We start from the raw sequence: 22489 nt of genomic DNA, 5'->3' as shown, positions 1-22489 counted from the left end.
CGCAACGCGCACGAGCCTCAGCCCGTGATGGCCGTGAGGGGAGCCAGGTAGCCGCTGCGGTGGCCTGCCGTGTTCGGGTGGTAGGACTCGTCGAGCTTGCTCCACTCCAGGCTGGTGAGCCAGGGCGTCGAGGTGCAGATGCCGTGGCCGTCGAAGGTGCCGCGGGCGTCGAGGAAGGTGAAGCCGGCGTCCGCGGCACGGGCGGCGGTGATCTCGGCGATCACGTCGGCGGCGGAGTTCAGCGCGGTGCGTTCGGTGTCGCTGAGGCCGAAGATGCCGCAGTTGCCGCCGATCTTGTACATCCGCGGGTAGCCGACCACGATCACCTTGGCCGAGGGAGCGGCCTGGCGCACCGCGGCGTAGGTCGTGGCGAGCGCGGGGGAGACGGTCGTGCGCGCGATGTTCTTGGCCTGCTCGACGCGGTTCACGCAGTCCTTGTCGTCGATCGTGAGGATGCACTGCTTGAGCACGTCGACGAAGCCCGCGTCGTTGCCGCCGACCTGGATGGTGACCAGCGTGGTGTCGGCGGTGAGCTTCGGCACCTGGGTGTTGAGCACGTCCGCGGTCCGCGCGCCCGAGCAGGAGGCCTCGACGAACGTGGTCGAGGGGTGCGCGGCCGCCCAGAGCCGCGGGTAGGCGAGCGGGCCACGGCGGCACGCGTCGCTCGAGTTGTCATAGGTCCAGGTGCCCACGCCGACGGCGTAGGAGTCGCCGAGTGCGACGTACTTCGCGGGTGCGGCGTGCGCGACCGTGGTGCCGCCGAGTGCGGCGACGGCGGTCAGGAGCGCAGGGACGAGGAAGCGTAAGGCGCGCAAGGGTTCTCCCGGGGAGAGGTCGGGGTGACGCCACTACGAATAGCAACCCGCCCGACCCAGGAGAAGGGAGTTCGGTGAAAGTTCTCGAAAATGCGGCCAGTCAGGTTAGTGAGTCCCGACGAAAGTCGTGGGTAATCAGCCCGGCTTCGCCGCGGCAGCGATCCTGGCGTGCGCCTGCCGAGCTTCGCCGTTGAGCTCCGCCAGGATGGCGGTGGTGTTGCCTGGCGGCTCACCCTCGGGCTGCATCTTGACCGGCGTCTTGAGTTCCTCGCCGTCCTCGAGCACCACCCACAGTGAGCCGTGCACCGGCTCGAAGCCGACGTAGCGGGACGGACGGTGGAAGAACTCCGCGACGTCGGCCCAGCCGAGTTCGCGGGACTTGACCAGTCCGCGCAGCCGAACGCCGTCGTCGCTCGTGTAGATGCCGATCGTCCGGGCTCGGTAGTGGAAGTAGGCGATCGCCACCACGGTCGCGGTGCTCCACGCGAACTGGATGGCCCCCATCGACGCACCGAGGACGGCGACGACCGGGATCGCCAGCGAGTAGCCGACGATGAAGGGTGCCCGCCACCAAGCCTTGGGCGCCACCTGACGCCATTGCCTTGTTCGAGTCATCCGTCCGCTCCCTGTCGTGAAGGCTCGACCGACACCTCCGGCCTAGTCTTGACACGCTTCAGAGGGCTCAGCGGTTGCCGATGATTTTCGAGGCCTCGATGAACACCGCGGTCCGCCGCTCCTCGGCCATCACACGGTCGTACTCGTCCCAGTCGTCGTGGGTGCCCGTGGCCGCGGTGAACACGTCGCGCAGCAGCTGGGGGAGCCGGGCGAGGTCGTAGGCGGGGTCGGGGTCGTCCGGGCCGATCAGGCGGGTGTTGCCCTGCACCGACACCCACTCCCAGCCGCGCCGGAAGATGATCGTGGCGTGGCCCGCGCGGCGGAGCAGCGCGAGTTTGCGGGTGCCGCCGATGGCCACCAGGCCGACCGACGGGGCGCTGGAGACGGGGTCGTCGATCACCCCGGCGTTGACCACGGACGCGTGGACGGTGCCATCGCTTCGCGTGGTCGCGATGGTCGCCAAGCCGTGCTCGGCGAGGGAAAGCTTCCGGACAAGATCCAGATCGGCCGCCATGACATGAAGGTACGCCCGCCCGGCTTTGCAGGGAACCGGGCGAGCGTACGTCTCAAAGGGCAGACCAGTGACGCGAAGCGTCTCCGTTGAGGGTGGTGGTGGGAGACGGGAGGGCAATATCAGCAGCTGCCGTCGTCGCGCCACACGCCCCATTCGCCGGTCGTCCCGGGCTCCTCGCCCTGGGTCCACCACTTGGCGGTCCACTTGTGCCCGTTGTGGGACACGACATTGCCGCCGGTGTAGATCGACGAGGCGTTCCACGCGGGCTGGGTGCACGTGCCGGGCACGCCGCCGTTGTCCCAGGGGACCTGGCCGGAGGCGTAGAAGTTGATCGCCTGGGCCTTCCAGCGCGGTGCCTGGGCGCCGAGGCGGACCTTGAACGTGTTCCAGTCGTGCGTCGACCAGGGCGACCAGCCGAGTTCGGCGTGCGCGGACAGGCGCGGGAACGCCAGGTACTCGATGTCCGCCGAGTTCTTGACCGTTTCGGTCCACAGTGGCGACTCGACGCCGCGGACGGCCGACTCGCCGACGCCGCTCAGGTACGCGCCGGGGTTCCAGTTGTACGCGTCCTGGACCTCGATGTAACCGGCCCACGACAGGCCGATCGGGCTGCTCGCGTTGTACTTCATGTCGAGGTACGCCTTGTTGGCAGGCGACAGGATCACCTTGCTGCCGCGGGAAACCGCGTTCGAGACGCCACTGTCCGAAGTGGTCGTGCCCCAGAACTGCGGTGTCGCGTTGGCGGGGAGCGTCGCCTTGGCGATGTCGTGCCAGCCGGTGGCCTGCTTTCCGTTGGCCGCCACGATCGGCAGGATCTTGTTGATGAAGGTCAGGTAGTCCGCGGGCGGGGTGGCCGCGGCCTCGTCACCGCCGATGTGGAAGTACGGGCCGGGGGTCAGCGCCGAGATCTCGCGGATCACGTCCGACACGAACTGGTACGTGATGTCCTTCGAGATGCACAGCGAGCTGTAGCCGACCTCGATGTCCGTGCGCAGCGGGGGAGCGACGCCGTTGCAGTTCAGCTCCGCGTACGAGGCCTGCGCCGCGTTGGTGTGCCCCGGCATGTCGATCTCGGGGATGATCGTGATGTGCCGTGAGGCCGCGTACGCCACGATGTCGCTGTACTGCGCCTTCGTGTAGTACCCGCCCGCGCCGCCGCCGACCTGGGTGCTGCCGCCGTAGGTGGCGAGCCGGGGCCAGCTGTCGATCTGGATGCGCCAGCCCTGGTCGTCGGCCAGGTGCAGATGCAGGTTGTTGATCTTGTACTGGGCCAGCTGGTCGATATAGCGCTTGACGCTGGCGACCGGGTGGAAGTGCCGGGCGACGTCGAGCATCGCGCCGCGGTAGGCGAAGCGCGGATAGTCGAGGATGGTCGCGCCGGGGATCGCCCACGGGCCGGTTTGGACGGTCGCGCTCTCGATCTTGCCGGGCAGCAGCTGGCGCAGCGTCTGCACGCCGCCGAACAGGCCGTCGGCGGTGATGGCGCGCACGACGACCGTCGTGGCGGTCGAGACGAGCTGGTAGCCCTGCTGGCCGACGTTCGCGGGCGCGCCGTTCAGGAGCAGCGTGATGCCGTCGGCGGCCGGGGTCGCCGGCGCGTCGGCGACGGGGAGTGCGAAGCCGGTGGACTTGCGGAGGATGGCCGCGAGGTAGTCGCCGACCTCCTTCGCGGGTGCGGAACCGGCCTCGGTGTAGATCTTGGTCGACGCCACCAGCGGGAAGGTGACGCCGGCCGCGGCCTGGACCGAGACTGGGACCGGCACGATGCTCTGCAACGGCGGGGTGGCCGCGATGGCCGGGTTCTGGGTGGCCGCGGTCAGGCCACCGATCATGGTCGCGACGGCGAGGGCGACGCCCCACTTCCGTCCGCGCTGCGCTCTTGGGATCTTCATTGACATCCTCCTGGCGGCATACAGGTCCCGGTAACCGGAACCGCCTGGATACTGCCACTTCGAATCGGACAGGTCTAGACCAATAAGGACGAAATTCGGGATCTGGGTACGCTCAGGCCATGTTCGAGAGCTTGCGTTTCCCGGTCATCGCCGCCCCGATGGCGGGTGGCCCGTCCACCCCCGAGCTGGTCGCCGCGGTGACCGGCGCCGGCGGCTTCGGCTTCCTCGGCGCGGGGATGCTGAGCCCGCGGGTGCTGGCCGAGAAGATCGCCAAGACCCGGGAACTCACGGACGAGCCGTTCGGCGTGAACCTGTTCGTGCCCGGCAAGCCGTCGGACGCCGACCTGAGCGGGCACCAGGAGCGCATGGCGGCCGAAGCGAGCCGCTACGAGGTCGAGCCCGGCACCCCGACCTGGGATGACGACAGCTATCCGGCCAAGGTCGACGTGGTCGTCGAGCAGCGAGTGCCGGTCGTCTCGTTCACGTTCGGGCTGCCCAGGCCTGAGGACGTGCGGCGGCTGCATGAGATCGGCAGCAAGGTGATCGTCACGGTCACCAAGCCCGAAGAGGCGCTGGAAGCCGAAAAGGCGGGCGCCGACGCGCTGGCCGTGCAGGGCTTCGAAGCGGGCGGGCACCGCGGGATCTTCAAAGACGATCCCGACTCGCCTACCGGCGGGGAGATCTATGGCGTTCTCGCCGCGCTAAGGCTTATCAAGGGGGTAACCGAGCTGCCGCTCATCGCCGCCGGGGGACTGGTGCACGGCGCCGACGTCGCGGCGGTGCTGGCCGCGGGCGCGGTGGCCGCGCAGCTCGGCACGGCGTTCCTGCGCGCGGACGAAGCGGGCACCCAGCCGACGCAGGTCAAGGCGCTGGCGGTCGCGGACCGCAAGACCGACATCACCCGCGCGTTCAGCGGACGCCCCGCGCGCGGCCTGGTCAACCGGGTGATGACCGAGCTTTCGGCGCAGGCGCCGTCGGCGTACCCGGAGCTGAACAACCTGAGCAAGCCGATCCGGGCCGCCGCCGCGAAGGCCGACGACCCGGAGGCCATGTCACTGTGGGCCGGTCAGACCTACTCGGCCGCGACCGACGGCCCGGCCGCCGAGATCGTCGCGCGGCTGCGCGACGAAGCCCGTGCGGCCGTCGACCGTGCGGCCAAGCTGATTTAGCGGGCTTTATCCCGGGTGCTTTTCCCGGGATAAAGCCCGCTAAATCCCGTCGGAGACCTGTTCGCCCGGCTGGTCCGGTCTACTCGGCTGAGCGGTTCAGCAGCGAGTTCCGCTTGCTGTAAGCGAAGTAGATCACCAGGCCGATCACGAACCAGACCGCGAACCGCAGCCAGGTCTCCGGCTGCAGGTAGGTGATCAGCCAGATCGAGAAGCCGATGCCGATCAGCGGCACCACCGGCATGCCCGGCGTCTTGAACGTGCGCGGCAGGTCGGGCTGCTTGTAGCGCAACACGATCACCGCGACGCAGACGACCACGAACGCGAGCAGGATGCCGATGTTCGTCAGCTCCGCCGCCTCGCCGATCGGCAGGAACCCGGCGATCACCGCGGCCGCGCCGCCGAGGATCCAGGTGAACCGGGTCGGCACGTGACGCGTCGGGTGCGTCTTGCCGAACCACTTGGGCAGCAGGCCGTCGCGGCTCATCGCGTAGCCGACGCGGGTCGCGCCCATCAGGAAGGTGAACAGCACGGTCATGATGCCGACGATCGCGCCGATCGCGATCACCGTGGCCAGCCCGGACAGCCCGACCGACTTGAACGCGCTCGAGAAGCCGCTCTTCGGGTCGATGAGGGTGTAGTTCTGCATACCGGTCAGCACCAGGCAGGCCAGCACGTAGAGCACCATCGAGATGCCCAGCGAGTACAGGATCGCCTTGGGCATGTGCCGCTGCGCGTCCTTGGACTCCTCGGCGGCGGTGCTCATCGCGTCGTAGCCGAACACCGCGAAGAACACGGTCGCCGCGCCGGTCACCGCGCCGCCGAACCCGGCGGGCGCGAACGGCGAGTAGTTGCCGGTCTTGATGTAGAAGAAGCCGACCAGCACGACCACGAGCACGATGAAGACCTTGAGGATGACCATCGCGGTCTCGAACCGCGCGGCCGCGCGGATGCCGAGGTTGAGCAGGTAGGCGATCAGCAGGCAGAGGATGACCGCGAACAGGTCGACCACGTGCCCGTCACCGGTGCCCGGCGCGCCGAGCATCCACGACGGCAGGTCGAGCCCGAGCTGCTGCAACAGGAAGCTGAAATAGCCGGAGATGCCGATCGCGACCACCGCGACGATGGCGGTGTACTCCAGCAGCAGGTCCCAGCCGATGAACCAGCCGACGATCTCGCCGAGCACGGCGTATCCGTAGGTGTAGGCCGAACCCGCCTTGGGGATGAGCCCGGCGAACTCGGCGTACGAGAACGCCGCCGCCGCGCTCGCGACACCGGCGATCAGGAACGAGATCAGCACGGCGGGCCCGACACCGGGAATGCCAGCCGACTTGTCACCGGCGGCGACACTGCCCGCCAGCGCGAAGATGCCCGCGCCGATGATGCCGCCGACGCCGATGGCGGTCAGCTGCCACAGCCCGAGTGTGCGGGTCAGCCCGCCCTCACCCGAGGAATCCTCGATCTGTTCAATCGGCTTTCGCCGGAAAACCCCGGAGGTCATGGCGGTGGGCTCCCAACTTCTTCGGTGCGCTGTCAGGCCCGGGTTTCGGACCTAACAGCGCACCGTACTAGTGGGTGAGTAACTCAGCAGGCTGCTGGTGGCAATGGCCGCTTGTCGGCGTCCGTTCCGACGAACGTGTCGGCCCAGTCCAGCGCCGCCGCCCGGAACCGCGCGGTGTCCGGGGTCAGCGCGATGTTGTGCCCGGATCCGGGCAGCACGAAGGTCCGCAGGCAGGCCGCTGGCGAGTAGTAGGGCGCTTCTTGTGCCTTCAGGTTCGCCGCGGACGCGCAGTCGGAAGCCAGCAGGCCCTGGCAGAACAACGCGTCGTCGGTGCCGTTGGCGATCAGCACCGGCGCGGTGATGTTCAGCGAAGCCGGCGCGGTGAACGCGAGCGTGGTGAGGTCGGCGACCTCGGTCAGGCTGACCGGTTCCTTGAGCTGCTCGTCGCGTGCGATCACGGCCGGGTCGTCGTGCGGGCCGTAGAAGAGGTCGCGGCGCTTGCCAGGCACGGTTGTGTAGTAGCCCTCGTACGCGAGCCCGAACTTCGGGTCCAGCGCGGCCGGGTAGACGCCTGACGTGAAGACCTCGAGCAGCGCGCTGGCCGACAAGTGGTGCGTGACGCCGGTGAGCAGCACGCCGTCGACATCGTGGTAGGTGGCCGCTTCGAGGATCGAAGTCCCGCTGCCGAGCGAATGCCCGGTCAGGAGCACCTTGCCGAACGGCGTGCCGCCGATCTGGCCCGCGCGCAGCTTCTGGATGACCTGGTGGACGGTCGAAGCGTGGCCGACACCGGTGAGCAGCGTGCTCAGCGGGCGGCTGCTCTGGCCGTAGCCGATCCGGTCGATCGTGAACGTGGCGTAGCCGCGTTCGTTGGCTGCGCGGCGGTAGGAGTAGACCTCCGGCTGGAGGGGGAAGTCCCAGTAGTACCCGCTGTAGGTGCCGCCGTGCACCAGCACCTGGACGGTCGTCGCGCCCGGCGGTGCGCACAGGCTGCCGTGCATGGTCTGCGGCAGCAGCCCGAGCAGCACGGGCACCGAGTAGTCCTGACAGGCCGGCGGCGCCGCGGTCGCGGCAGGCGGCGCGAGCAGCGCCGAACCCAGCACGGCACTCAGCACGCCCAGAAGTAAGCGCTTTCTCCAGCCGATCATGCGTGGATCCCTTTCGTGACGGCGAACGAAAACACCCGGCAGCCCATGATCGGGCCGCCGGGTGCGTGGGACGGGGGGTGACTCAGCCGACCGCTTCCTGCGCGGTGGCGACGTCCGACACGGCCACCAGCTTGCGCTCGGACTTGGTCGTACGGGTAACGCCGGCGGCGAAGTATGTCAGCAGTTCGGCGATCTCGGCCGGGTCGTCCAGCTGGGGGCAGTGACCCCAGTCCTGGCGGACGAGGAGCCTGCTGTGCGGGACCAGCGCGTGCAGCCGTCGCCCGGAGGCGGCGCTGACCAGCTTGTCCTTGCCGCACACCACGACCAGCAGCGGCGACGAGATGGCCTCGAGCTGGTAGGCGTTCTCCAGCTCGGTCACCATCTGCCTGGCCTGCTCCAGGCGCACGGTGGTGGCCTTGTAGTCGGGGAACAGGTCGACGAACCGCTTGACGTGCTCCTTCTCCGCGGAGCCCGCGTTGGCGTAGAGGAAGTGCGGCACCACGTTCTCGGCGATGGTCTTCACCAGGAACGACGGCACGGGCAGCGGCAGCGACGAGTACAGCCGCAGCGGGATCGGGTACTTGGCGACCGCGCGGACCACCCACGAGTCGACGAAACCGGGCGCGGCGATCGAGACGACGCCCGCGATCGGGAGCTTGTCGTTCTGGGCGGCGCGCAGGCAGGTCGTGCCGCCGAGCGAGTTGCCCGCGATGACGACCGGGCCGAGCACGGACTGCTCACGGATCACCGCGGCGGCGAACGCGTCGAGCTGCGGCAGCATGGCGCCGGCTCGCAGCTCATCGGCCTCGCCGAAGCCGGGGAGATCGACCGCCATGGCCGGGACGCCCGCCTTGGCGAGTTCGGTCAGTACGGGGCGCCACGTGTCCGCGCTGTCGCAGAACCCGTGGAACAACACGAGACGGGGAGTGGTCGGACGGCTGGGCGTCCGCGCTGCTCCGCGTCGAAAGCGGGTGGTGCGCCCGCTTTCGCCGTCGGCGGCCGGTGGGCCGACTTCGAGGACACGGGTGCGCACACCGGCGAAACGCCGGTACGTCACCCTGATGGACGTCGGGTCGGTCACTTTCGTCTGGCCGGCCGGTGAAGCCGGCGCCGGCCGCTGTGTTGCGGTCATGTGTCTAGGTTAGACATCGGATGTTGCTTTTGGGGCGCAGATCACAGGTCACGAAAAGGTCACAACGATCTTAGACATACGTATGTGCTGGTCACGCGGTTTTGGCTGCTGACCTGCGGAGGAAATGAGGGGTACCCCTAACGGGGCACGGACGTATCACGAAGGGGTCTAGACCAAGTCAAGGTCACTTGGTGAACACGATTTTGCCCGCTGTGTCGCCCTCGAACATGCTCTTGAAGCCCTCTTCGGCACGCTCGAAGGGCAGCTCCTGGCCGATCTGCGGCTTGATGCCCTTGAGGTCGACGTAGGAGAGCAGGTCGGCGAGCTCGTCGCGGGTGCCCATCGTGGAGCCTGCGATCCGCAGCTGAAGGAAGAAAACGCGCTGCAGCTCGGCGTGCGCGTCGGGCCCGCTGGTCGACCCCGAGACCACGATGATGCCGCCCGGCTTGAGCGATTTCACCGAGTGCGACCACGTCGCCTTGCCGACCGTCTCGAACACCGCGTCGACCCGCTCAGGCAGCCGCGCCCCGGACTCGAACGCCTGGTGCGCGCCGAGGCCGGTGGCCAGCGCGCGCTTCTCCTCGCTGCGCCCGGTGACCCAGACCCGGAACCCGGCCGCGCGGCCGAGCTGGATCAGCGCCGTCGAAACGCCGCCGGACGCGCCCTGGACCAGCATCGTCTGGCCCGGTCGCAGTCCCGACTTCACGAACAGCATGCGGTACGCGGTCAGCCAGGCCGTGCCCATCGTGGCGGCCTCGCTGAAGGACAGGCCCGCCGGCTTCGGGATGACGTTGCGCTTCGGCACGATCACGTAGTCGGCGAAGGTGCCCTGGTGCTTCTCGGTCAGCAGGGTGCGCTTCGGGTCGAGGGTGTCGTCGCCCTGCCAGCCCGGCGCGTTGACGACGGCGTGCAGCACGACCTCGGTGCCGTCGTCGAGCACGCCCGCGCCGTCGCAGCCGAGGATCATCGGGAACTGCTCCGGCTTGATGCCGACCCCGCGCAGCGTCCACAGGTCGTGCATGTTGAGGCTCGCGGCCTTGACGGCCACGCGGACCCAGCCCTCGGGCACCTCGGGGTCGGGGCGTTCGCCGACGACCAGCGACTCGAGCGGCTTTTCGGCGTTGGGCGCGGAGGCGTACACGGCGAACATGCCTGCAACCTACCGGGCAGGCAAGTGCCCGCGCAGCGTCGCGGGTACCGTTGTGCTGTGTTTAACGGCCTGGCTGATTGGTGGGACGGCGTCGAGCTGTGGCTCGCGCAGCTGCCGTTCCTGCTGCAGTTCGTCTTCGTGCTGGCCGTGCTCGTCCCGCTGTGCCTCCTGGTGGCCTGGCTGATCGACAAGGCCGTCGGCGCGCTGGCGGGGTGGCTGGGCACGGGCCGCGACCGCTCCTCCTAAGCTGGCGCACCATGTTCAACCGAAGGCGGATCACCGCCGCGCTGATCGGCCTCATCGTGCTGGTGCTCGGTGGCTGGCTGGTCAAGACCCAGATCTCCGATGACGCGCCGGCGAAGCCCGCTCCGTCCTCTTCTCAAGCCGTTTCCTCGGGCAAGCTTCCGGGCAGTGATTCCGGCCTGCCGGTCAAGGGCCTCTCGACGCTGCCGTCCGAGGCGGGCGACACCTGGAAGCTCATCAAGGCCAACGGCCCGTTCCCGTACCCGCGCAACGACGGCGTGCCGTTCGAGAACCGCGAGAAGATCCTGCCCCGCAAGGATTCCGGGTACTACAAGGAGTACACGGTGAAGACCCCTGGCAGCCCGGACCGCGGCGCCAGGCGGTTGGTGACCGGGCAGTCGAAGGAGCTCTACTACACGGGCGACCACTACTCGTCCTTCGTCGTCGTGGACCCGGCCAAATGACCGCCACCGAGACGGCCGTCGCCCAGGCCCGCGCCCGCGGCGCGCACCCGCACGTCATCGACGGTGAGCGCGCCGTCGACAAGCTCTCGGCAATGGACGCGATCGCGGCCGCGCTGTCGTTCCCGGAGTACTTCGGCCGCAACCTCGACGCGCTCTACGACTCGCTGACCGACCTGTCGTGGCTGCGGCCCGGGGAGCACGTGCTCATCTGGCCGGGCTCCGACCGTCTCAAGGAGACCGACCCGAAGGCGTATCTCGCGGTGCGCGGTGTCCTTTCGGACGCCCAACGGGCTCTCGCGCCCGGCGGCGACCGGACCGACGACCGGCGGCTGACCGTGGTACTCACGGACTCGTGAGCGTTGGGGACGGCGCTAGCCGACCGGCACTTGCAGGTGCGGAAGTTCTTCCACTCGCTCGCCCAGCCACCTCTGGCACGTGACAAGGCTCGCCCTTGCAACGCTCTGGGTGACAAGGGCCGCCCTTGTCACCTGAGCGTGACCGCGCGTGCCGCACCAGCCAAAGCCATGCCAGGCGCGGGTCGTGAGTGGTATGGCCGGTTCTAACCGGCCAAAACACTCACGACCCTTCAGTCCTGAGGAACCCAGTTGGGCTTGCGCTTCTGCGCGAAGGCCGTGATGCCCTCCTGGCCCTCTTCGCTGGCGAAGAAGCGCGTCGACAGCGCGAGCATTTCTTCGAAGCCTTCCGACGGCGTCGCCGGGCGAGGCTTGCTCAGAAGCTCCTTGGTGGTTGCCAAAGCCTTCGGCCCGCCCAGGGTGAGCGCCTTGACGTAGCGCTCGACCTCGGCGTCGAGCGCGTCGGCGTCGACAGCCGAGTTGATAAGGCCGATGGCGGCGGCGCGCTCGGCGTCGAAGGTGTCGCCGGTGAGGAACAGCTCGTGTGCCGCGCGGGCGTTCAGCCGGGGGAACACGGTCAGCGAGATGATCGCGGGCACCACGCCGATGCGCACCTCACTGAACGCGAAGGTCGCCGTCTTGACCGCGACCGCGATGTCGGTCGCGGCGATCATGCCGATGCCGCCCGCGCGCGCCGGGCCCGCGAGGCGGGCGACGACCGGCTTCGGGCTGGTCCAGAGCTGGTCGAGGATCTGCGGGAACTCGTTGACGCCCTGGTCGCCCGCGCCGGCCCCGCGTGCCTCCTTGAGGTCCATGCCCGCGCAGAACACCGGGCCGGTGTGGGTCAGCACGATCACCCGCACGGCGTCGTCCTCGCGGGCCTTGGCCAGGCTCTCGCTCAGCTCGCGGCGCAGCTGCGCGGACAGCGCGTTGCGGTTGTGCGGGGAGTCCAGCGTGATCGTGGCGATGCCACTCGCCACCTCGTAGTGCACCAGTTCGTCAGCCATGCCCACACCCTAAGGCTCCGGGATAAAGCGGGCTTTACTCCGCCGCGGAGTAAAGCCCGCTTTATCCCGGGTGGGTCAGCCGATGGTCGTGGTGGTGAAGACCGGGCTCGGGTTCGGGAAGCAGGCCGTCGGCGCCGAGACGTCGATGAACGAGCTGACCACGGCGGTGAAGGTCAGGCCGGGGTCGGTGTAGCTGGTGCCCGCGATCTTGGTCTGGATGGTGCCGGACGCACCCGCCTTCAAGGTCGCGGTGACGGTCGGCAGCTCGAAGGCCGCGCCGCCCTTGATCGGGCCGGGGAAGCTCAGCGTCGCCACGCCGCCCGAGACCGCGATGGTCGGCGGGGTCGAGCCGAGGCCGGAGCCGCCGGAGAGCGTCGCCTTCACGAAGGTCGAGTTCGCCGGGATCGGGAACTTGAACGCGAAGGTCTTGACCTCCTTCAGCTTGTAGCCGGCGACCGTGGTCGGCAGCGTGTTGGGCGCCGGGTCGATGACGATGTCGAGGTTGGCGCCCGGCGCGACCGTCGCGGGTGCGGTGACGGTGGCGTCCTGCGCGAAGTTCGCCTTCTGCGGGCCGACGATCGGCGCGTTGGCCTGGCAGTCGAAGTTGATCGACGTGGCCGCGGAAGCGGGTGTGGTGAGCGCGAGAGCGGGGATGGCCGCCAGAGCGGCCGCGGTCAGGGTTCGGCGCAGAGCTGACTTCATCGAAGCTCCAAAGGGGAGGGGGGAGATGGTGAGAAGCCGCGCGGCGTTTAGATAGTTACCGGCAAGTTAAGAAAGCCGTCAAGGATTGACCGTTCCCATAAGCGGCGAGTGAAGCCAAATGGGAAAAAGTTTCACGTAATGGCCGACTTGCTCGGCTGATCAGGCGAATCCCGGCCACCGTTCGCGAGGTAGTGCACGAAGTTTCGTGCATGAGTTTTCATGCACTGCTACCTTGGAGCGCATGGCCGAACCACGCCGTGCTGATCTCGCCGCGTTGAAAGCGCTCGCGAATCCGTTACGTCAGCGCATACTCGATCAACTCAAGGCAGGTCCGGCCACGTCGACGACGCTGGCCGCGCAGCTCGGTGTCACCAGCGGCGGCACCAGCTACAACCTGCGCGTGCTCGCCGAAAACGGGTTCGTCGAGGAGATCGAGGGCAAGGGCCACGGCCGCGAGCGCTGGTGGCGCGTGCTCGAGCACGACCTCCGGCTGCCGAAGCCAGCCGAGCACGATCCGTCCGACGCCATGCGCGATCTGCACCGGCTGTGGCTCCAGGGCGACACCGACCTGTACGACAGGTTCCAGTCCGAGCGCGCGTCGCTGGGGGAGTGGGCGGACGCGGTGCCGTACTCGCGCGGCTCGATCCGCGTGACCCTGGACGAGCTGGGCGACTTCTTCGAGGAGTACCTCGCGCTGCTCCGGCGCTACCAGCGGCCAGAGTCCGAGACCCCGCCGGGCGCGCGCAGTGTCGAGACGCGCTGCCTGGCTTTCCCGACACCACGACCGAAGGAGGACTGAGCCTGGGTTGCCGAGCTGCCACTCGGCAACCCAGGAGTGAAGAACCACGCACCACCCACCCCTCGCGGGGTGCTTTCACGAGCACGCGAAACTCCGAAGCAAGGAGAGCACTGAATGCTGCCCTCACGCAAATCGCGGCTCGCCGCCGCGGTCTTGTCCTTACTACTGCTGACTCCGGGCCAGGCGTCCGCCGCACCGGACGACCTCCCGTTCACCGGCGGCGGTGGTGTCACGTTGCACGGCACGCTGATCCGGCCCAAAGTCCCGCCACGAGCGGCGATCGTGCTGCAAGGCGGTTCGAACTGGCGGGTCCGCGCGGATCTGCGGGCGCACGCCGACATGTTCGCGAACCTGGGCGTCACCACGCTCATCTACGACCGCCGCACGGTCGGGTATTCGACCACTCAGCGGGATTACGGGCTGCTCGCGGACGACCTGATCGGCGCCGTCGACGCTCTGCGCGCGCAGCCGGGCGTCGATCCGGGCGACGTGGGTGTCTGGGGCGTCAGCGAAGGCGCCTGGGTCGCGCCGCTCGCCGCGACGAAGTCCGAGCACATCGCGTACGTCATCACCGCCGGCGCGTCGGCGATACCGGGAGCCAGTCAGACGGCTTGGTACTGGGGAAATGTATTGCGGCACCAAGGGGTTTCGGGCTCACTGCTGCGCGCGTTGCCGTACACCGGCACCCGGTTCGCGGTGGGCGCCGGGCTCTTCCCCCAGGCGGGATACGACGGGGTCGCCGTGCTGAAGCAGGTGCGCCAGCCGATTCTGGCGCTGTGGGGCGACCTGGACATCAACCATCCGCCCGAGGAGAGCTCACGGATCTTCGCGGACGCGCTCGCCGCCAATCCGAATCACGCGATCCGGTTCGTCCCCGGTGGCGGCCCTGATCTCAACGAGACAACGGATCGCGGGTTCGACAAGCTGCCGACGCTCGCTCCCGGCTATCCCGCCGCGGTGGACGCCTGGCTCGGGCACCGGACCGGCGTGACCGTCGAGAATCCGCCGAAACAAGAACGCCTGACCGAGCCACTGCCTCCGCTAGCCTGGTACGAATCCCCATGGGCACAAGGAATCGTGCTGCTGGCGCTGCTCGGAGCGTTCCTCGGCTGCGTGTTTCTGCGCCGTAGCGCTCGTCCGGCGCGTCTGCTCGCGGTCTCCGGCACGGCGACGGTCGTGGGTTTCTTGGCGTTCTTCGCCTTCATGCAGATGGGCGGCATGAAGAACATCGGCCCGGTGGTGCTCGGCAGGCCGATCCTGTGGCTGCTGCTCCAGCTGCTCGCGGCCGCGACCATGGTGGCCGCGATCGGGACGGCCGTGCGCTACCGCCGGTCACCTGCTCAGCGCAAGCGGACGTTCACGCTGCTCGGCGGCTCGCTCGTGTTCGTTCCGTGGGCGCTGTACTGGGGATTGCTTGTGCCATAACGGCTTCGTAGCGATCCAGGATGACCTGGGCGACGCGCGGATCCGGTCCCAGCGGCTCGGCGACGAAGTCCGCCTCGCTCGCCAATGCCGCGATCCGGTCGGGAAGCAGGCCGGGCGCGAGGAACCAGGACGCGACCACGGTCCGCTTGGTGCCCAGTTCGGCGATGGCAGCCGGGATGTCGGGCTGGGTGGCGCTGGCGAAAGCCGGCGTCACCGGCAGGCCGAGCCTTCGCTTCCAGCGGGCGGCCAGCGCGGCGACGGCCGCGTTGGCGCCCGCGTTCGACGAACCGACCGCGGCGACCACGATGCCCGCGTCGGTCAGGTCGGCGCCGGACAACCGGTCCAGCGCGACGGCCTCCAGCGCGGGGTCGATGCCGAGCACGTCCGAGACGTGCACCGCGAATCCGGGCCGGATGACGGACTCGACCAGCGCGGGCAGATCGACCCGCGCGTGGTAGGCGCTGCCCAGCAGCAACGGCACCACCACGGCTTCGCGATGGCCTTCGCGGTGCAGCTCGTTGAGCACGTCGGTCACGAGCGGTGTCGACAAATCGAGAAAGGACACTCGCACGTCGAGTTCGGGCGCCTGCGCGCGGACGACCTCGACGAGCGCGCGCACGGTCGCCGCGGATCTGGGATCCCGGCTTCCGTGCGCGACCGCGACCAAGGGCACCGTCATGCGAACCGCTCGCCGACCAGCCCGGCGGCGAGTGTGTCGCCGTCCTTCGGGTCGATCACGATGAACGCGCCGGTGCGCGGGCTGAGCCGGTAGTCGTCGACCGGCAGGTCTTCGGACAGGCGCAAGGTGACCTGGCCGATGTCGTTGAGCTGCAACGACTCCGGATCACCCACAGTGGACAGTGTCTGCTCGTCGAAGCGCGCGTTGAGCTCCTCGACGATGGCCTTGACCGTCTTCGCACCGTGCTTGACCCACACCTGCGCGCCCGGCTTCAGTGGCTTGCTCGACAGCCAGCACAGCGCGGCGGAGATCTCGTCGGTGACCGCGGGCTGGCGGTCGGCCGAGGCGATCAGCTCACCGCGGGCGATGTCGAAATCGTCGGCCAGCAGGATGGTCACCGAGCTGCCCGCGCCCGCCTCTTCGAGCGGGCCGCCTGGCGTGTCGATGCGCTCGACCGTCGTGTGCAGTCCTTGGGGGAGAACGACGACGGCGTCACCGGGGCGGACGGTGCCCGCCGCGATCTGCCCGGCGTAACCCCGGTAGTCCGGGTACTCGGGCGTGCGCGGGCGGATCACGTACTGCACCGGGAACCGGAACGCCGCGTCGTGCGGGTCCGGCGCGACCGGCACGTTCTCCAGGTGCTCCAGCAGGGTCGGGCCGGTGTACCACGGCGTCCGGTCCGACTTCGAGGCGACGTTGTCACCCTCCAGCGCGGAAACCGGGATCGACAGCACCGTGCCGTCCTGGTAGCCGAGCGACTTGGCGTGCGAGTGGAACTCGTCGGCGATGACGGCGAAGGTGGCTTCGTCGTAGTCGATCAGGTCGATCTTGTTGACCGCCAGCACCAGCTGCGGCACGCCGAGCAGCGACAGCACGGCCGCGTGACGGCGGGTCTGCTCGATGACGCCCTTGCGCGCGTCGACCAGCAGCACGGCGAGCTGCGCGGTGGACGCCCCGGTCACCGTGTTGCGCGTGTACTGCACGTGGCCCGGGGTGTCCGCGAGCACGAAACTCCGCTTGGGCGTGGCGAAGTACCGGTACGCCACGTCGATGGTGATGCCCTGCTCGCGCTCCGAGCGCAGCCCGTCGACCAGCAGGCTCAAGTCCGGTGTGGACAGTCCCTTGTCGACACTCGCGCGGGTGACCGCGTCGAGCTGGTCGGCGAGCACCGACTTGGTGTCGTAGAGCAACCGTCCGACCAGCGTGGACTTTCCGTCGTCCACGCTGCCCGCGGTGGCCAGCCTCAACAAGCTGCTCATCAGAAGTAGCCCTCTCGCTTACGGTCTTCCATGGCTGCTTCGGACATGCGGTCGTCGGCACGGGTCGCGCCGCGCTCGGTGAGCCTGCTGGCCGACACCTCGGCGATGACCTCTTCGACGGTCGCGGCCGTCGACTCGATCGCGCCGGTGCACGAGCCGTCGCCGACGGTCCGGTAGCGGACGGTCAGCTCCTTGACCTCTTCGTGCGGTTTCGGGCCGCCCCAAGGACCTTCGGCCAGCCACATGCCGTCACGCTGGTACACCTCGCGCCGGTGCGCGTAGTAGATCGACGGCAGCTCGACCTTCTCGCGGGCGATGTAGTTCCACACGTCCGCCTCGGTCCAGTTGGACAGCGGGAACACGCGGACCTGCTCGCCGGGGCGGTGCCGTCCGTTGTAGAGGTTCCACAGTTCCGGCCGCTGGCGCCGCGGCTCCCACTGCCCGAAAGCGTTGCGCAGGCTGAAGATCCGCTCCTTCGCACGTGCGCGCTCTTCGTCGCGCCGCCCGCCACCGAACACGGCGTCGAACTTGTTCTCGGCGATCGTTTCGAGCAGGGGCGTGGTCTGCAGCGGGTTGCGCAGGCCGTCCGCACGCTCTTCCAGCCTGCCGTCGTCGATCCAGTCCTGGACCTTCGCCACGACCAGGCGCAACCCGTGCTTCTCGACGACGCGATCGCGGAACTCGATCACCTCGTCGAAGTTGTGCCCGGTGTCCACATGCAACAGCGGGAACGGCACCGGCGCCGGCCAGAAGGCCTTGATCGCGAGGTGCAGCAGGAGTGTCGAGTCCTTGCCGCCGGAGAACAGGATCACGGGGCGGTCGAACTCGCCCGCGACCTCACGGAAGATGTGGATGGCCTCGGATTCCAGCGCGGCCAGGTTGTCCTGTGCCGCGTCGGTCACCGGTTCGAGCGTGGTCATGAATCCCCTTCTCAGCCGTGCAAACCGCACTCGGTCTTGGACTGGCCCGCCCACCGGCCGCTGCGCGGGTCCTGGCCCGGCTCGACCTTCGCGGTGCACGGCGCGCAGCCGATCGACAGATATCCGATGGACACCAACGGGTTCTGCAGGATCCCGTGCTCGGCGATGTAGTCGTTGAACTCGTCGTCCGTCCACGGCGCGATCGGGTTGATCTTCACCAGCCCGTTGCGGTCGTCCCAGGTGACGATCGGGGTGTTCGCGCGGGTCGGCGCGTCGACCCGGCGGACGCCGGTCACCCACGCCGAGTAGTTCGCGAGCGTCTTGCGCAGCGGCACCACCTTGCGCAGGTTGCAGCACAGGCCTGGGTCGCGTTCGTGCAGCTTCGGGCCGTACTCGGCGTCCTGCTCGGCGACGCTCTGATCGGCCTGCGCGTTGACGATGCGGATGTCCGGGTACACGGTGGCGACCGCGTCGCGGGTGCCGATGGTCTCCGCGAAGTGGTAGCCGGTTTCGAGGAACAGGACGTCCACATCGGACTTGACCTTGGTGACCAGGTCGACCAGCACGGCGTCCTGCATGTTGGACGCCACGATGAAGTCGTCGCCGAAGGTTTCGGCGGTCCAGCGCAGTGCTTCTTCAGCGGTGGCGTTCGCGAGTTCCGCGGAAGCCCGCTCCGCCAGCGTTTTGTAATCGGCTGTGGTGGTCATCTACTCGCCTCCGGTAGGGACAGGCCGATGAACTTGACCGAGAAGACCCGTCGGCAGGCCGAACAAAGCCAGCCTCCGTTTTCTTCCGGCCTTAGATCCTCATCGCCGCAATATGGGCAGTAGAAAGGGGTCGCGCGCTCGGTCACTGCAGCACGCTCTCGTCGGCACGCGTGACCCACTGCGCGAAGCGTTCGCCGGGCTCACGTCCGGCGATGTACGCGCGCACGACGCGCTCGACATACTCGGTCAGCTGGGCGCTGGTCACCTTGTGGCCACGCAGTTTCCGGCCGAACCCGGCGTCGAGGCCGAGCCCGCCGCCGAGGTGCACCTGGAAGCCTTCGACCTGATTGCCCTCGTCGTCGGTGACGATCTGGCCCTTGAGCCCGATGTCCGCCGTCTGCACGCGGGCGCAGGAGTTGGGGCAGCCGTTGAGGTGCACGGTGACCGGAGTGTCTATTTCGGACTGGATGTCGGCGAGCCGCTTTTCCAGCTCCCCGACCAGTTTGTGCGCGCGTGCCTTGGTCTCGACGATCGCGAGCTTGCAGAACTCCAGCCCGGTGCAGGCCATGATCCCGCGCCGCCATGGCGAAGGTTCCGCCTGCAGTCCCAGCTCGGCAAGCTCCGAAACCAGCGCCTTGACCTCGGTCTCGGGAATGTCGAGCACGACGAGTTTCTGTTGCGGGGTAAGGCGGACCCGGTTCGACCCCGCGCGCTCGGCCGCCTTGGCGACCGCGATCAGCGTCGCTCCGTCGACCCGCCCGGCGATCGGCGCGGCGCCGACGTAGAACTTGCCGTCGGTCTGCGGGTGCACGCCGACGTGGTCGAGCGGCTTGTCCGGCACCTCGGGCGCGGGCCCGTCGATCAGCTTGCGCTTGAGGTATTCGTCTTCGAGCACCTGGCGGAACTTCTCGGCTCCCCAGTCCTTGACCAGGAACTTGATCCGCGCGCGGGCCCGCAGCCTGCGGTAACCGTAGTCGCGGAACACACTGATGACGCCTTCCCAGACGTCCGGCACCTCGTCGCGCGGCACCCAGGCGCCGAGCCGCTGCCCGATCATCGGGTTGGTCGACAGGCCGCCGCCGACCCAGAGGTCGAAGCCGGGCCCGTGCTCGGGGTGCACCACCCCGACGAACGCGATGTCGTGGATCTCGTGCGCGACATCGGCCTGCCCGGAGACGGCGGTCTTGAACTTGCGCGGCAGGTTGGAGTACCGAGGGTCGCCGATGTACCGGCGCTTGATCTCGTCGATGGCAGGCGTGCCGTCGATGATCTCGTCGGCCGCGATCCCCGCGACAGGCGAACCGAGGATGACGCGCGGGCTGTCACCGCACGCCTCCATCGTGGTCATGCCCGCGTCCTCGAGCTTCTGCCAGATCGTCGGCACATCCTCGATCTGGATCCAGTGGTATTGGATGTTCTGCCGGTCGGTGATGTCCGCGGTCTCGCGCGCGTGCGTCTGCGAGATCTCACCGAGCACCGCGAGCTGCTCGGTGGTCAGCGCGCCGCCGTCGATCCGGACGCGCAGCATGAAGTAGCGGTCGTCGAGCTCTTCCGGCTCCAGCAGGGCGGTCCGCCCGCCGTCGATCCCCGGCTTGCGCTGGGTGTACAGCCCGAACCAGCGGAACCGTCCCCGCAGGTCACCGGGGTCGATCGAGTCGAAGCCCCCGCGCGCGTAGATGTTCTCGATGCGGGCACGCACGTTGAGCGGGTTGTCGTCCTTTTTGGACCGCTCATTGGGGTTGAGCGGCTCGCGGTAGCCCAAAGCCCACTGGCCTTCGCCCCGCTTCTGCTTGACACGCGGAGCGCGGCCGGTCGGGGTCGCCATGAGTGTCCTCCGGGCTTGTTCGAGGCACGACCGCACCGGCGGCCGCTGCCTGGTCCGTCTTCTGGTGATGCGGTGGTGGCAGGGAGTCAGCGGTCGGCAGCGCAGAGTGCGCTCGCCACGCGCCGGAGATCGATGTGGCGACGAGCCACAAGGCGGATTCCGGCGCGAGTCACCCTTGCAGCGTGCCATGTGCCCACAATGTGGTCTAGCGGCGACCGCATGCTGAGATCGGCACGTTTTGCCTGGTCAGGGCCATGATGTTGTGTCAAGTGTGGTGGGGATCGCAGGGCGGTTCTTGCTCAGCGGCCTTTCTCATGGGCGAGGTCGTAGGCTCTGGGGTATCCGCGGCTAGCCCGAGCTGTTCGATCGAGTGCTCCAGTGATCGAAGTTGGCTCGGATCGTGAACGTGGTCGGATGCTCCGGGCCAAGGACGGTCTCGCACAGCGCGACCAACCCGAAGAACAGGTTCGCCGCGACGGCCGCGTTGCCCGCGCGGCCAGTCCAGAAGGCGTAATTGCCGCAGGTGGCCAGCGTGTCCGGGTGTTCCGGGCCGAGTACTCGCTCACTCACCACCAGTAACTCGGCGAACATGTCCCTGGCACTTGCCGGATCGCCGGCGTGGCCGGTCCAGCGGGCCAGGTTGCTGCGAGTCAGCAGGGCATGCGGATGCTCATGGCCTAGTACGCGTTCGCGCACAGGCAGAAGCCTGGCGAAATGGTCGCGTGCCTTGGCGTGCTTGCCCGCCTTGCCGATCCAGAAGGCGAAGTTGTGCCGAACGGTCAAGGTGCGAGGGTCTTCAGCTCCGTAGAGCCGCCTGCGCAGCGAAAGCAGCGTGACCAATTGAAGGCAGGCTTTTCTGGGCTCCCCGGCGGCGCCGGTCCAAAACGCGAGATTGTTGCGCGCGGTCAGCGTGCGGTGATCATTCGAACCATGAACGCGTTCCCGTAGCGGAAGCAGTGTGGCGAGCTCGTCGCGAGCTTGCCGGGCGTTGCCTCCCTGACCGGTGAGATTGGCGAGCTGTTCGCGAGTGTCCAGTGTCGCGGCAGCTTCAGCCGGGAGGTGCTCGACCACCGCGTGCAGATGCGGGTGGACTGCCCGCCAGCGCTCGACGGTCTCGGCATCGGTCAGTGCGCATGGGCTGATGGCCAGCATGAGGTCGTGTGCGGCGGTGACCCAGTCGGTCATTGTGTCATCGGAGACGAGTCGATCGTAGTTGACTGCTTGGACAAGGCGATGGACGTTCACCGAGGACGCCGTTTTCCCGTCGGTCGGGGTGATCAAGCTGTATGCCAGCAATTCGCCGACGGCCCGATGTCGGGTCAGCTCGTTTCTGAGCAGCGGTCGGACGCGGGGAGCAAGGTCTTGCGGTAGCGCGATCCCTGGCTCCGACGAAAGGAGCGCCGCGACAGGGATCGCGTCCGATGCGTAGCAGCACAGCAAGTTGAGAACAGTGCGGGCGCTGGGCGGTAATCTGTCGATCGCCACTTGCCAAGTGGTGGCGATGGTGTGCGCGTAATCGTCGTGAATCTGTTTGACTTGGTGCAATTCGGCGCGATGTGTTCGGTAGAGCCGCAGGTAGGTTGCCAGCTCGACCGCGTTGGCCCTGGCGAATGACCCTGCTTGGACCAGCGCGAGCGGTAGTCGGCCAAGCTCCTCTGCCAGTGCTTCGGCGGTGCGCTCGTCGTCATCCTGTGACAACGACAGCAGCAGCTCGATGGAGCTGTCCAAGCCGAGCTGACCGACGCCGACACTCAGTTCACCAGGCCAATGCGCGGACTGACTGGTGATCAGCACCAGGCCATCGCCAGTGGCAGGGACCAATCCGTACGCTGCCGCGGGGTCGGTGACATTGTCGAGGATCAGCAACCAGGGCTTTCGCTCTTTCAGCAATGCTTCGTGGACGCGGGCGACCGGGTCATTGACTCGTTCCGCCCGGTACGGGACCAGAAGTTCCAGTAGTGACCGGAAATCGCGGTCGATGGTGCCGTGCTCCTCAGCGTGCACCCACCAGACAAGTCCGTATTCACGCTGGTAGCGCTGAGCGTAGGCACGAGCCAGGCTGGTTTTGCCGACGCCGCCCATCCCGGTCAATACCCGGACCACGCGCTCGCCGGGGACGCGGGCGGAGTGCAGCTGTGCGAGTTCGGACTCGCGGCCGACGATCGTGGTGAGC

24 protein-coding genes are annotated in these 22489 nt (G+C 68.2%); 6 read left to right on the top strand and 18 right to left on the bottom strand.

The window, feature by feature from the left end; genetic code table 11:
- Positions 1-17: 17 nt before the first annotated feature.
- From BLV57_RS22115 to BLV57_RS22100, 4 genes are all read right to left on the bottom strand, one after another.
- Positions 18-815, bottom strand: a complete 798-nt coding sequence (locus tag BLV57_RS22115) for an SGNH/GDSL hydrolase family protein (RefSeq protein ID WP_091291626.1) — start codon at positions 813-815, stop codon at positions 18-20.
- Between the two features lie 135 nt (positions 816-950).
- A complete protein-coding gene (locus BLV57_RS22110) occupies positions 951-1430 on the bottom strand; it encodes a hypothetical protein (protein WP_143047117.1) in 480 nt (159 codons plus the stop codon).
- A 67-nt stretch (positions 1431-1497) separates the two neighbouring features.
- Positions 1498-1944, bottom strand: coding sequence for a pyridoxamine 5'-phosphate oxidase family protein (locus BLV57_RS22105; RefSeq protein ID WP_091291623.1), 447 nt, complete (start codon positions 1942-1944; stop codon positions 1498-1500).
- Positions 1945-2063: 119 nt separating this feature from the next.
- Positions 2064-3836, bottom strand: a complete 1773-nt coding sequence (locus BLV57_RS22100; protein ID WP_091291622.1) for a family 20 glycosylhydrolase — start codon at positions 3834-3836, stop codon at positions 2064-2066.
- 119 nt (positions 3837-3955) lie between these two features.
- Here BLV57_RS22100 and BLV57_RS22095 point away from each other — a divergent pair, with 119 nt between their 5' ends.
- Positions 3956-5005 (top strand): nitronate monooxygenase, encoded by a 1050-nt coding sequence (locus tag BLV57_RS22095; RefSeq protein ID WP_091291620.1) that lies wholly within the window; start codon positions 3956-3958, stop codon positions 5003-5005.
- Between the two features lie 79 nt (positions 5006-5084).
- On the opposite strand, the gene BLV57_RS22090 is transcribed toward BLV57_RS22095, so the two are convergent.
- The 4 genes from BLV57_RS22090 to BLV57_RS22075 all read right to left on the bottom strand — a co-directional run bounded on the left by BLV57_RS22090 (position 5085) and on the right by BLV57_RS22075 (position 9933).
- Positions 5085-6503 carry an amino acid permease gene (locus tag BLV57_RS22090; protein ID WP_091291618.1) on the bottom strand — a complete coding sequence of 473 codons (1419 nt, stop codon included), beginning with the start codon at positions 6501-6503 and terminating at the stop codon, positions 5085-5087.
- Between the two features lie 83 nt (positions 6504-6586).
- Entirely contained in the window at positions 6587-7651 is a 1065-nt protein-coding gene (locus tag BLV57_RS22085) for an alpha/beta hydrolase (RefSeq protein ID WP_091291617.1), read from the bottom strand.
- Between the two features lie 82 nt (positions 7652-7733).
- Positions 7734-8783, bottom strand: coding sequence for an alpha/beta hydrolase (locus BLV57_RS22080; RefSeq protein ID WP_091291615.1), 1050 nt, complete (start codon positions 8781-8783; stop codon positions 7734-7736).
- A gap of 184 nt (positions 8784-8967) precedes the next feature.
- On the bottom strand, positions 8968-9933 hold the full coding sequence (locus tag BLV57_RS22075) for a zinc-binding dehydrogenase (protein ID WP_091291614.1): 966 nt from the start codon (positions 9931-9933) through the stop codon (positions 8968-8970).
- Between the two features lie 57 nt (positions 9934-9990).
- Between BLV57_RS22075 and BLV57_RS22070 the strand changes: the two genes are divergently transcribed.
- Genes BLV57_RS22070 through BLV57_RS22060 form a run of 3 tightly spaced genes read left to right on the top strand, consistent with a single transcriptional unit; the run spans position 9991 to position 10996 of the window.
- A complete protein-coding gene (locus BLV57_RS22070; RefSeq protein ID WP_091291612.1) occupies positions 9991-10179 on the top strand; it encodes a hypothetical protein in 189 nt (62 codons plus the stop codon).
- An 11-nt stretch (positions 10180-10190) separates the two neighbouring features.
- Entirely contained in the window at positions 10191-10640 is a 450-nt protein-coding gene (locus BLV57_RS22065) for a guanyl-specific ribonuclease (RefSeq protein ID WP_091291611.1), read from the top strand.
- A complete protein-coding gene (locus BLV57_RS22060; protein ID WP_091291609.1) occupies positions 10637-10996 on the top strand; it encodes a barstar family protein in 360 nt (119 codons plus the stop codon). The genes BLV57_RS22065 and BLV57_RS22060 overlap by 4 nt, the downstream gene beginning before the upstream one ends.
- Positions 10997-11226: 230 nt before the next feature.
- On the opposite strand, the gene BLV57_RS22055 is transcribed toward BLV57_RS22060, so the two are convergent.
- Positions 11227-12000, bottom strand: a complete 774-nt coding sequence (locus tag BLV57_RS22055) for an enoyl-CoA hydratase family protein (protein ID WP_091291607.1) — start codon at positions 11998-12000, stop codon at positions 11227-11229.
- A 75-nt stretch (positions 12001-12075) separates the two neighbouring features.
- Positions 12076-12702, bottom strand: a complete 627-nt coding sequence (locus BLV57_RS22050) for a cyclase (protein ID WP_091291606.1) — start codon at positions 12700-12702, stop codon at positions 12076-12078.
- Between the two features lie 241 nt (positions 12703-12943).
- Between BLV57_RS22050 and BLV57_RS22045 the strand changes: the two genes are divergently transcribed.
- Both BLV57_RS22045 and BLV57_RS22040 read left to right on the top strand, forming a co-directional pair.
- Positions 12944-13501, top strand: a complete 558-nt coding sequence (locus BLV57_RS22045) for a winged helix-turn-helix domain-containing protein (protein WP_091291604.1) — start codon at positions 12944-12946, stop codon at positions 13499-13501.
- Positions 13502-13615: 114 nt separating this feature from the next.
- Complete coding sequence (locus BLV57_RS22040; RefSeq protein ID WP_091291602.1) at positions 13616-14926, top strand: alpha/beta hydrolase family protein; 1311 nt, start codon at positions 13616-13618, stop codon at positions 14924-14926.
- Here the strand turns inward: BLV57_RS22040 and BLV57_RS22035 are convergent.
- The 8 genes from BLV57_RS22035 to BLV57_RS22005 form a co-directional block, all read right to left on the bottom strand.
- Positions 14859-15605: a sirohydrochlorin chelatase gene (locus BLV57_RS22035; protein ID WP_091291600.1), complete on the bottom strand. Its 747-nt coding sequence runs from the start codon at positions 15603-15605 to the stop codon at positions 14859-14861. The genes BLV57_RS22040 and BLV57_RS22035 overlap by 68 nt on opposite strands.
- Positions 15602-16864: a sulfate adenylyltransferase subunit 1 gene (locus BLV57_RS22030; RefSeq protein ID WP_091291598.1), complete on the bottom strand. Its 1263-nt coding sequence runs from the start codon at positions 16862-16864 to the stop codon at positions 15602-15604. Before BLV57_RS22030 ends, BLV57_RS22035 begins: the two co-directional genes overlap by 4 nt.
- On the bottom strand, positions 16864-17784 hold the full coding sequence (gene cysD, locus BLV57_RS22025; RefSeq protein WP_091291596.1) for a sulfate adenylyltransferase subunit CysD: 921 nt from the start codon (positions 17782-17784) through the stop codon (positions 16864-16866). The genes BLV57_RS22030 and cysD overlap by 1 nt, the downstream gene beginning before the upstream one ends.
- A gap of 11 nt (positions 17785-17795) precedes the next feature.
- Positions 17796-18491: a phosphoadenylyl-sulfate reductase gene (locus tag BLV57_RS22020; protein WP_091291594.1), complete on the bottom strand. Its 696-nt coding sequence runs from the start codon at positions 18489-18491 to the stop codon at positions 17796-17798.
- The gene (locus BLV57_RS43985) at positions 18488-18637 is read right to left on the bottom strand and encodes an Insertion element protein (protein ID WP_091291592.1); all 150 of its coding nucleotides are present in this window, start codon (positions 18635-18637) and stop codon (positions 18488-18490) included. The genes BLV57_RS22020 and BLV57_RS43985 overlap by 4 nt, the downstream gene beginning before the upstream one ends.
- The gene (locus tag BLV57_RS22010) at positions 18634-20316 is read right to left on the bottom strand and encodes a nitrite/sulfite reductase (protein ID WP_091291590.1); all 1683 of its coding nucleotides are present in this window, start codon (positions 20314-20316) and stop codon (positions 18634-18636) included. Before BLV57_RS22010 ends, BLV57_RS43985 begins: the two co-directional genes overlap by 4 nt.
- An 86-nt stretch (positions 20317-20402) precedes the next feature.
- A complete protein-coding gene (locus BLV57_RS44410; protein ID WP_425426016.1) occupies positions 20403-20537 on the bottom strand; it encodes a putative leader peptide in 135 nt (44 codons plus the stop codon).
- A gap of 127 nt (positions 20538-20664) precedes the next feature.
- Positions 20665-22479, bottom strand: a complete 1815-nt coding sequence (locus BLV57_RS22005) for a tetratricopeptide repeat protein (protein ID WP_342741214.1) — start codon at positions 22477-22479, stop codon at positions 20665-20667.
- Positions 22480-22489: the final 10 nt, after the last annotated feature.

Source organism: Amycolatopsis xylanica (assembly GCF_900107045.1).
Classification (GTDB): Bacteria; Actinomycetota; Actinomycetes; order Mycobacteriales; family Pseudonocardiaceae; genus Amycolatopsis; species Amycolatopsis xylanica.
The sequence above is the reverse complement of the archived record's forward strand: the minus strand, read 5'-3'. Positions and strand labels throughout refer to the sequence as shown.

What these genes read in the sequence shown, in the direction of transcription:
- BLV57_RS22110 (WP_143047117.1), bottom strand. Translation starts at nt 1,430, where the DNA reads ATGACTCGAACAAGGCAATGGCGTCAGGTGGCGCCCAAGGCTTGGTGG.
- BLV57_RS22105 (WP_091291623.1), bottom strand. Translation starts at nt 1,944, where the DNA reads ATGGCGGCCGATCTGGATCTTGTCCGGAAGCTTTCCCTCGCCGAGCAC.
- BLV57_RS22100 (WP_091291622.1), bottom strand. Translation starts at nt 3,836, where the DNA reads ATGAAGATCCCAAGAGCGCAGCGCGGACGGAAGTGGGGCGTCGCCCTC.
- BLV57_RS22095 (WP_091291620.1), top strand. Translation starts at nt 3,956, where the DNA reads ATGTTCGAGAGCTTGCGTTTCCCGGTCATCGCCGCCCCGATGGCGGGT.
- BLV57_RS22090 (WP_091291618.1), bottom strand. Translation starts at nt 6,503, where the DNA reads ATGACCTCCGGGGTTTTCCGGCGAAAGCCGATTGAACAGATCGAGGAT.
- BLV57_RS22085 (WP_091291617.1), bottom strand. Translation starts at nt 7,651, where the DNA reads ATGATCGGCTGGAGAAAGCGCTTACTTCTGGGCGTGCTGAGTGCCGTG.
- BLV57_RS22080 (WP_091291615.1), bottom strand. Translation starts at nt 8,783, where the DNA reads ATGACCGCAACACAGCGGCCGGCGCCGGCTTCACCGGCCGGCCAGACG.
- BLV57_RS22075 (WP_091291614.1), bottom strand. Translation starts at nt 9,933, where the DNA reads ATGTTCGCCGTGTACGCCTCCGCGCCCAACGCCGAAAAGCCGCTCGAG.
- BLV57_RS22065 (WP_091291611.1), top strand. Translation starts at nt 10,191, where the DNA reads ATGTTCAACCGAAGGCGGATCACCGCCGCGCTGATCGGCCTCATCGTG.
- BLV57_RS22060 (WP_091291609.1), top strand. Translation starts at nt 10,637, where the DNA reads ATGACCGCCACCGAGACGGCCGTCGCCCAGGCCCGCGCCCGCGGCGCG.
- BLV57_RS22055 (WP_091291607.1), bottom strand. Translation starts at nt 12,000, where the DNA reads ATGGCTGACGAACTGGTGCACTACGAGGTGGCGAGTGGCATCGCCACG.
- BLV57_RS22050 (WP_091291606.1), bottom strand. Translation starts at nt 12,702, where the DNA reads ATGAAGTCAGCTCTGCGCCGAACCCTGACCGCGGCCGCTCTGGCGGCC.
- BLV57_RS22045 (WP_091291604.1), top strand. Translation starts at nt 12,944, where the DNA reads ATGGCCGAACCACGCCGTGCTGATCTCGCCGCGTTGAAAGCGCTCGCG.
- BLV57_RS22040 (WP_091291602.1), top strand. Translation starts at nt 13,616, where the DNA reads ATGCTGCCCTCACGCAAATCGCGGCTCGCCGCCGCGGTCTTGTCCTTA.
- BLV57_RS22035 (WP_091291600.1), bottom strand. Translation starts at nt 15,605, where the DNA reads ATGACGGTGCCCTTGGTCGCGGTCGCGCACGGAAGCCGGGATCCCAGA.
- BLV57_RS22030 (WP_091291598.1), bottom strand. Translation starts at nt 16,864, where the DNA reads ATGAGCAGCTTGTTGAGGCTGGCCACCGCGGGCAGCGTGGACGACGGA.
- cysD (WP_091291596.1), bottom strand. Translation starts at nt 17,784, where the DNA reads ATGACCACGCTCGAACCGGTGACCGACGCGGCACAGGACAACCTGGCC.
- BLV57_RS22020 (WP_091291594.1), bottom strand. Translation starts at nt 18,491, where the DNA reads ATGACCACCACAGCCGATTACAAAACGCTGGCGGAGCGGGCTTCCGCG.
- BLV57_RS22010 (WP_091291590.1), bottom strand. Translation starts at nt 20,316, where the DNA reads ATGGCGACCCCGACCGGCCGCGCTCCGCGTGTCAAGCAGAAGCGGGGC.
- BLV57_RS44410 (WP_425426016.1), bottom strand. Translation starts at nt 20,537, where the DNA reads ATGCGGTCGCCGCTAGACCACATTGTGGGCACATGGCACGCTGCAAGG.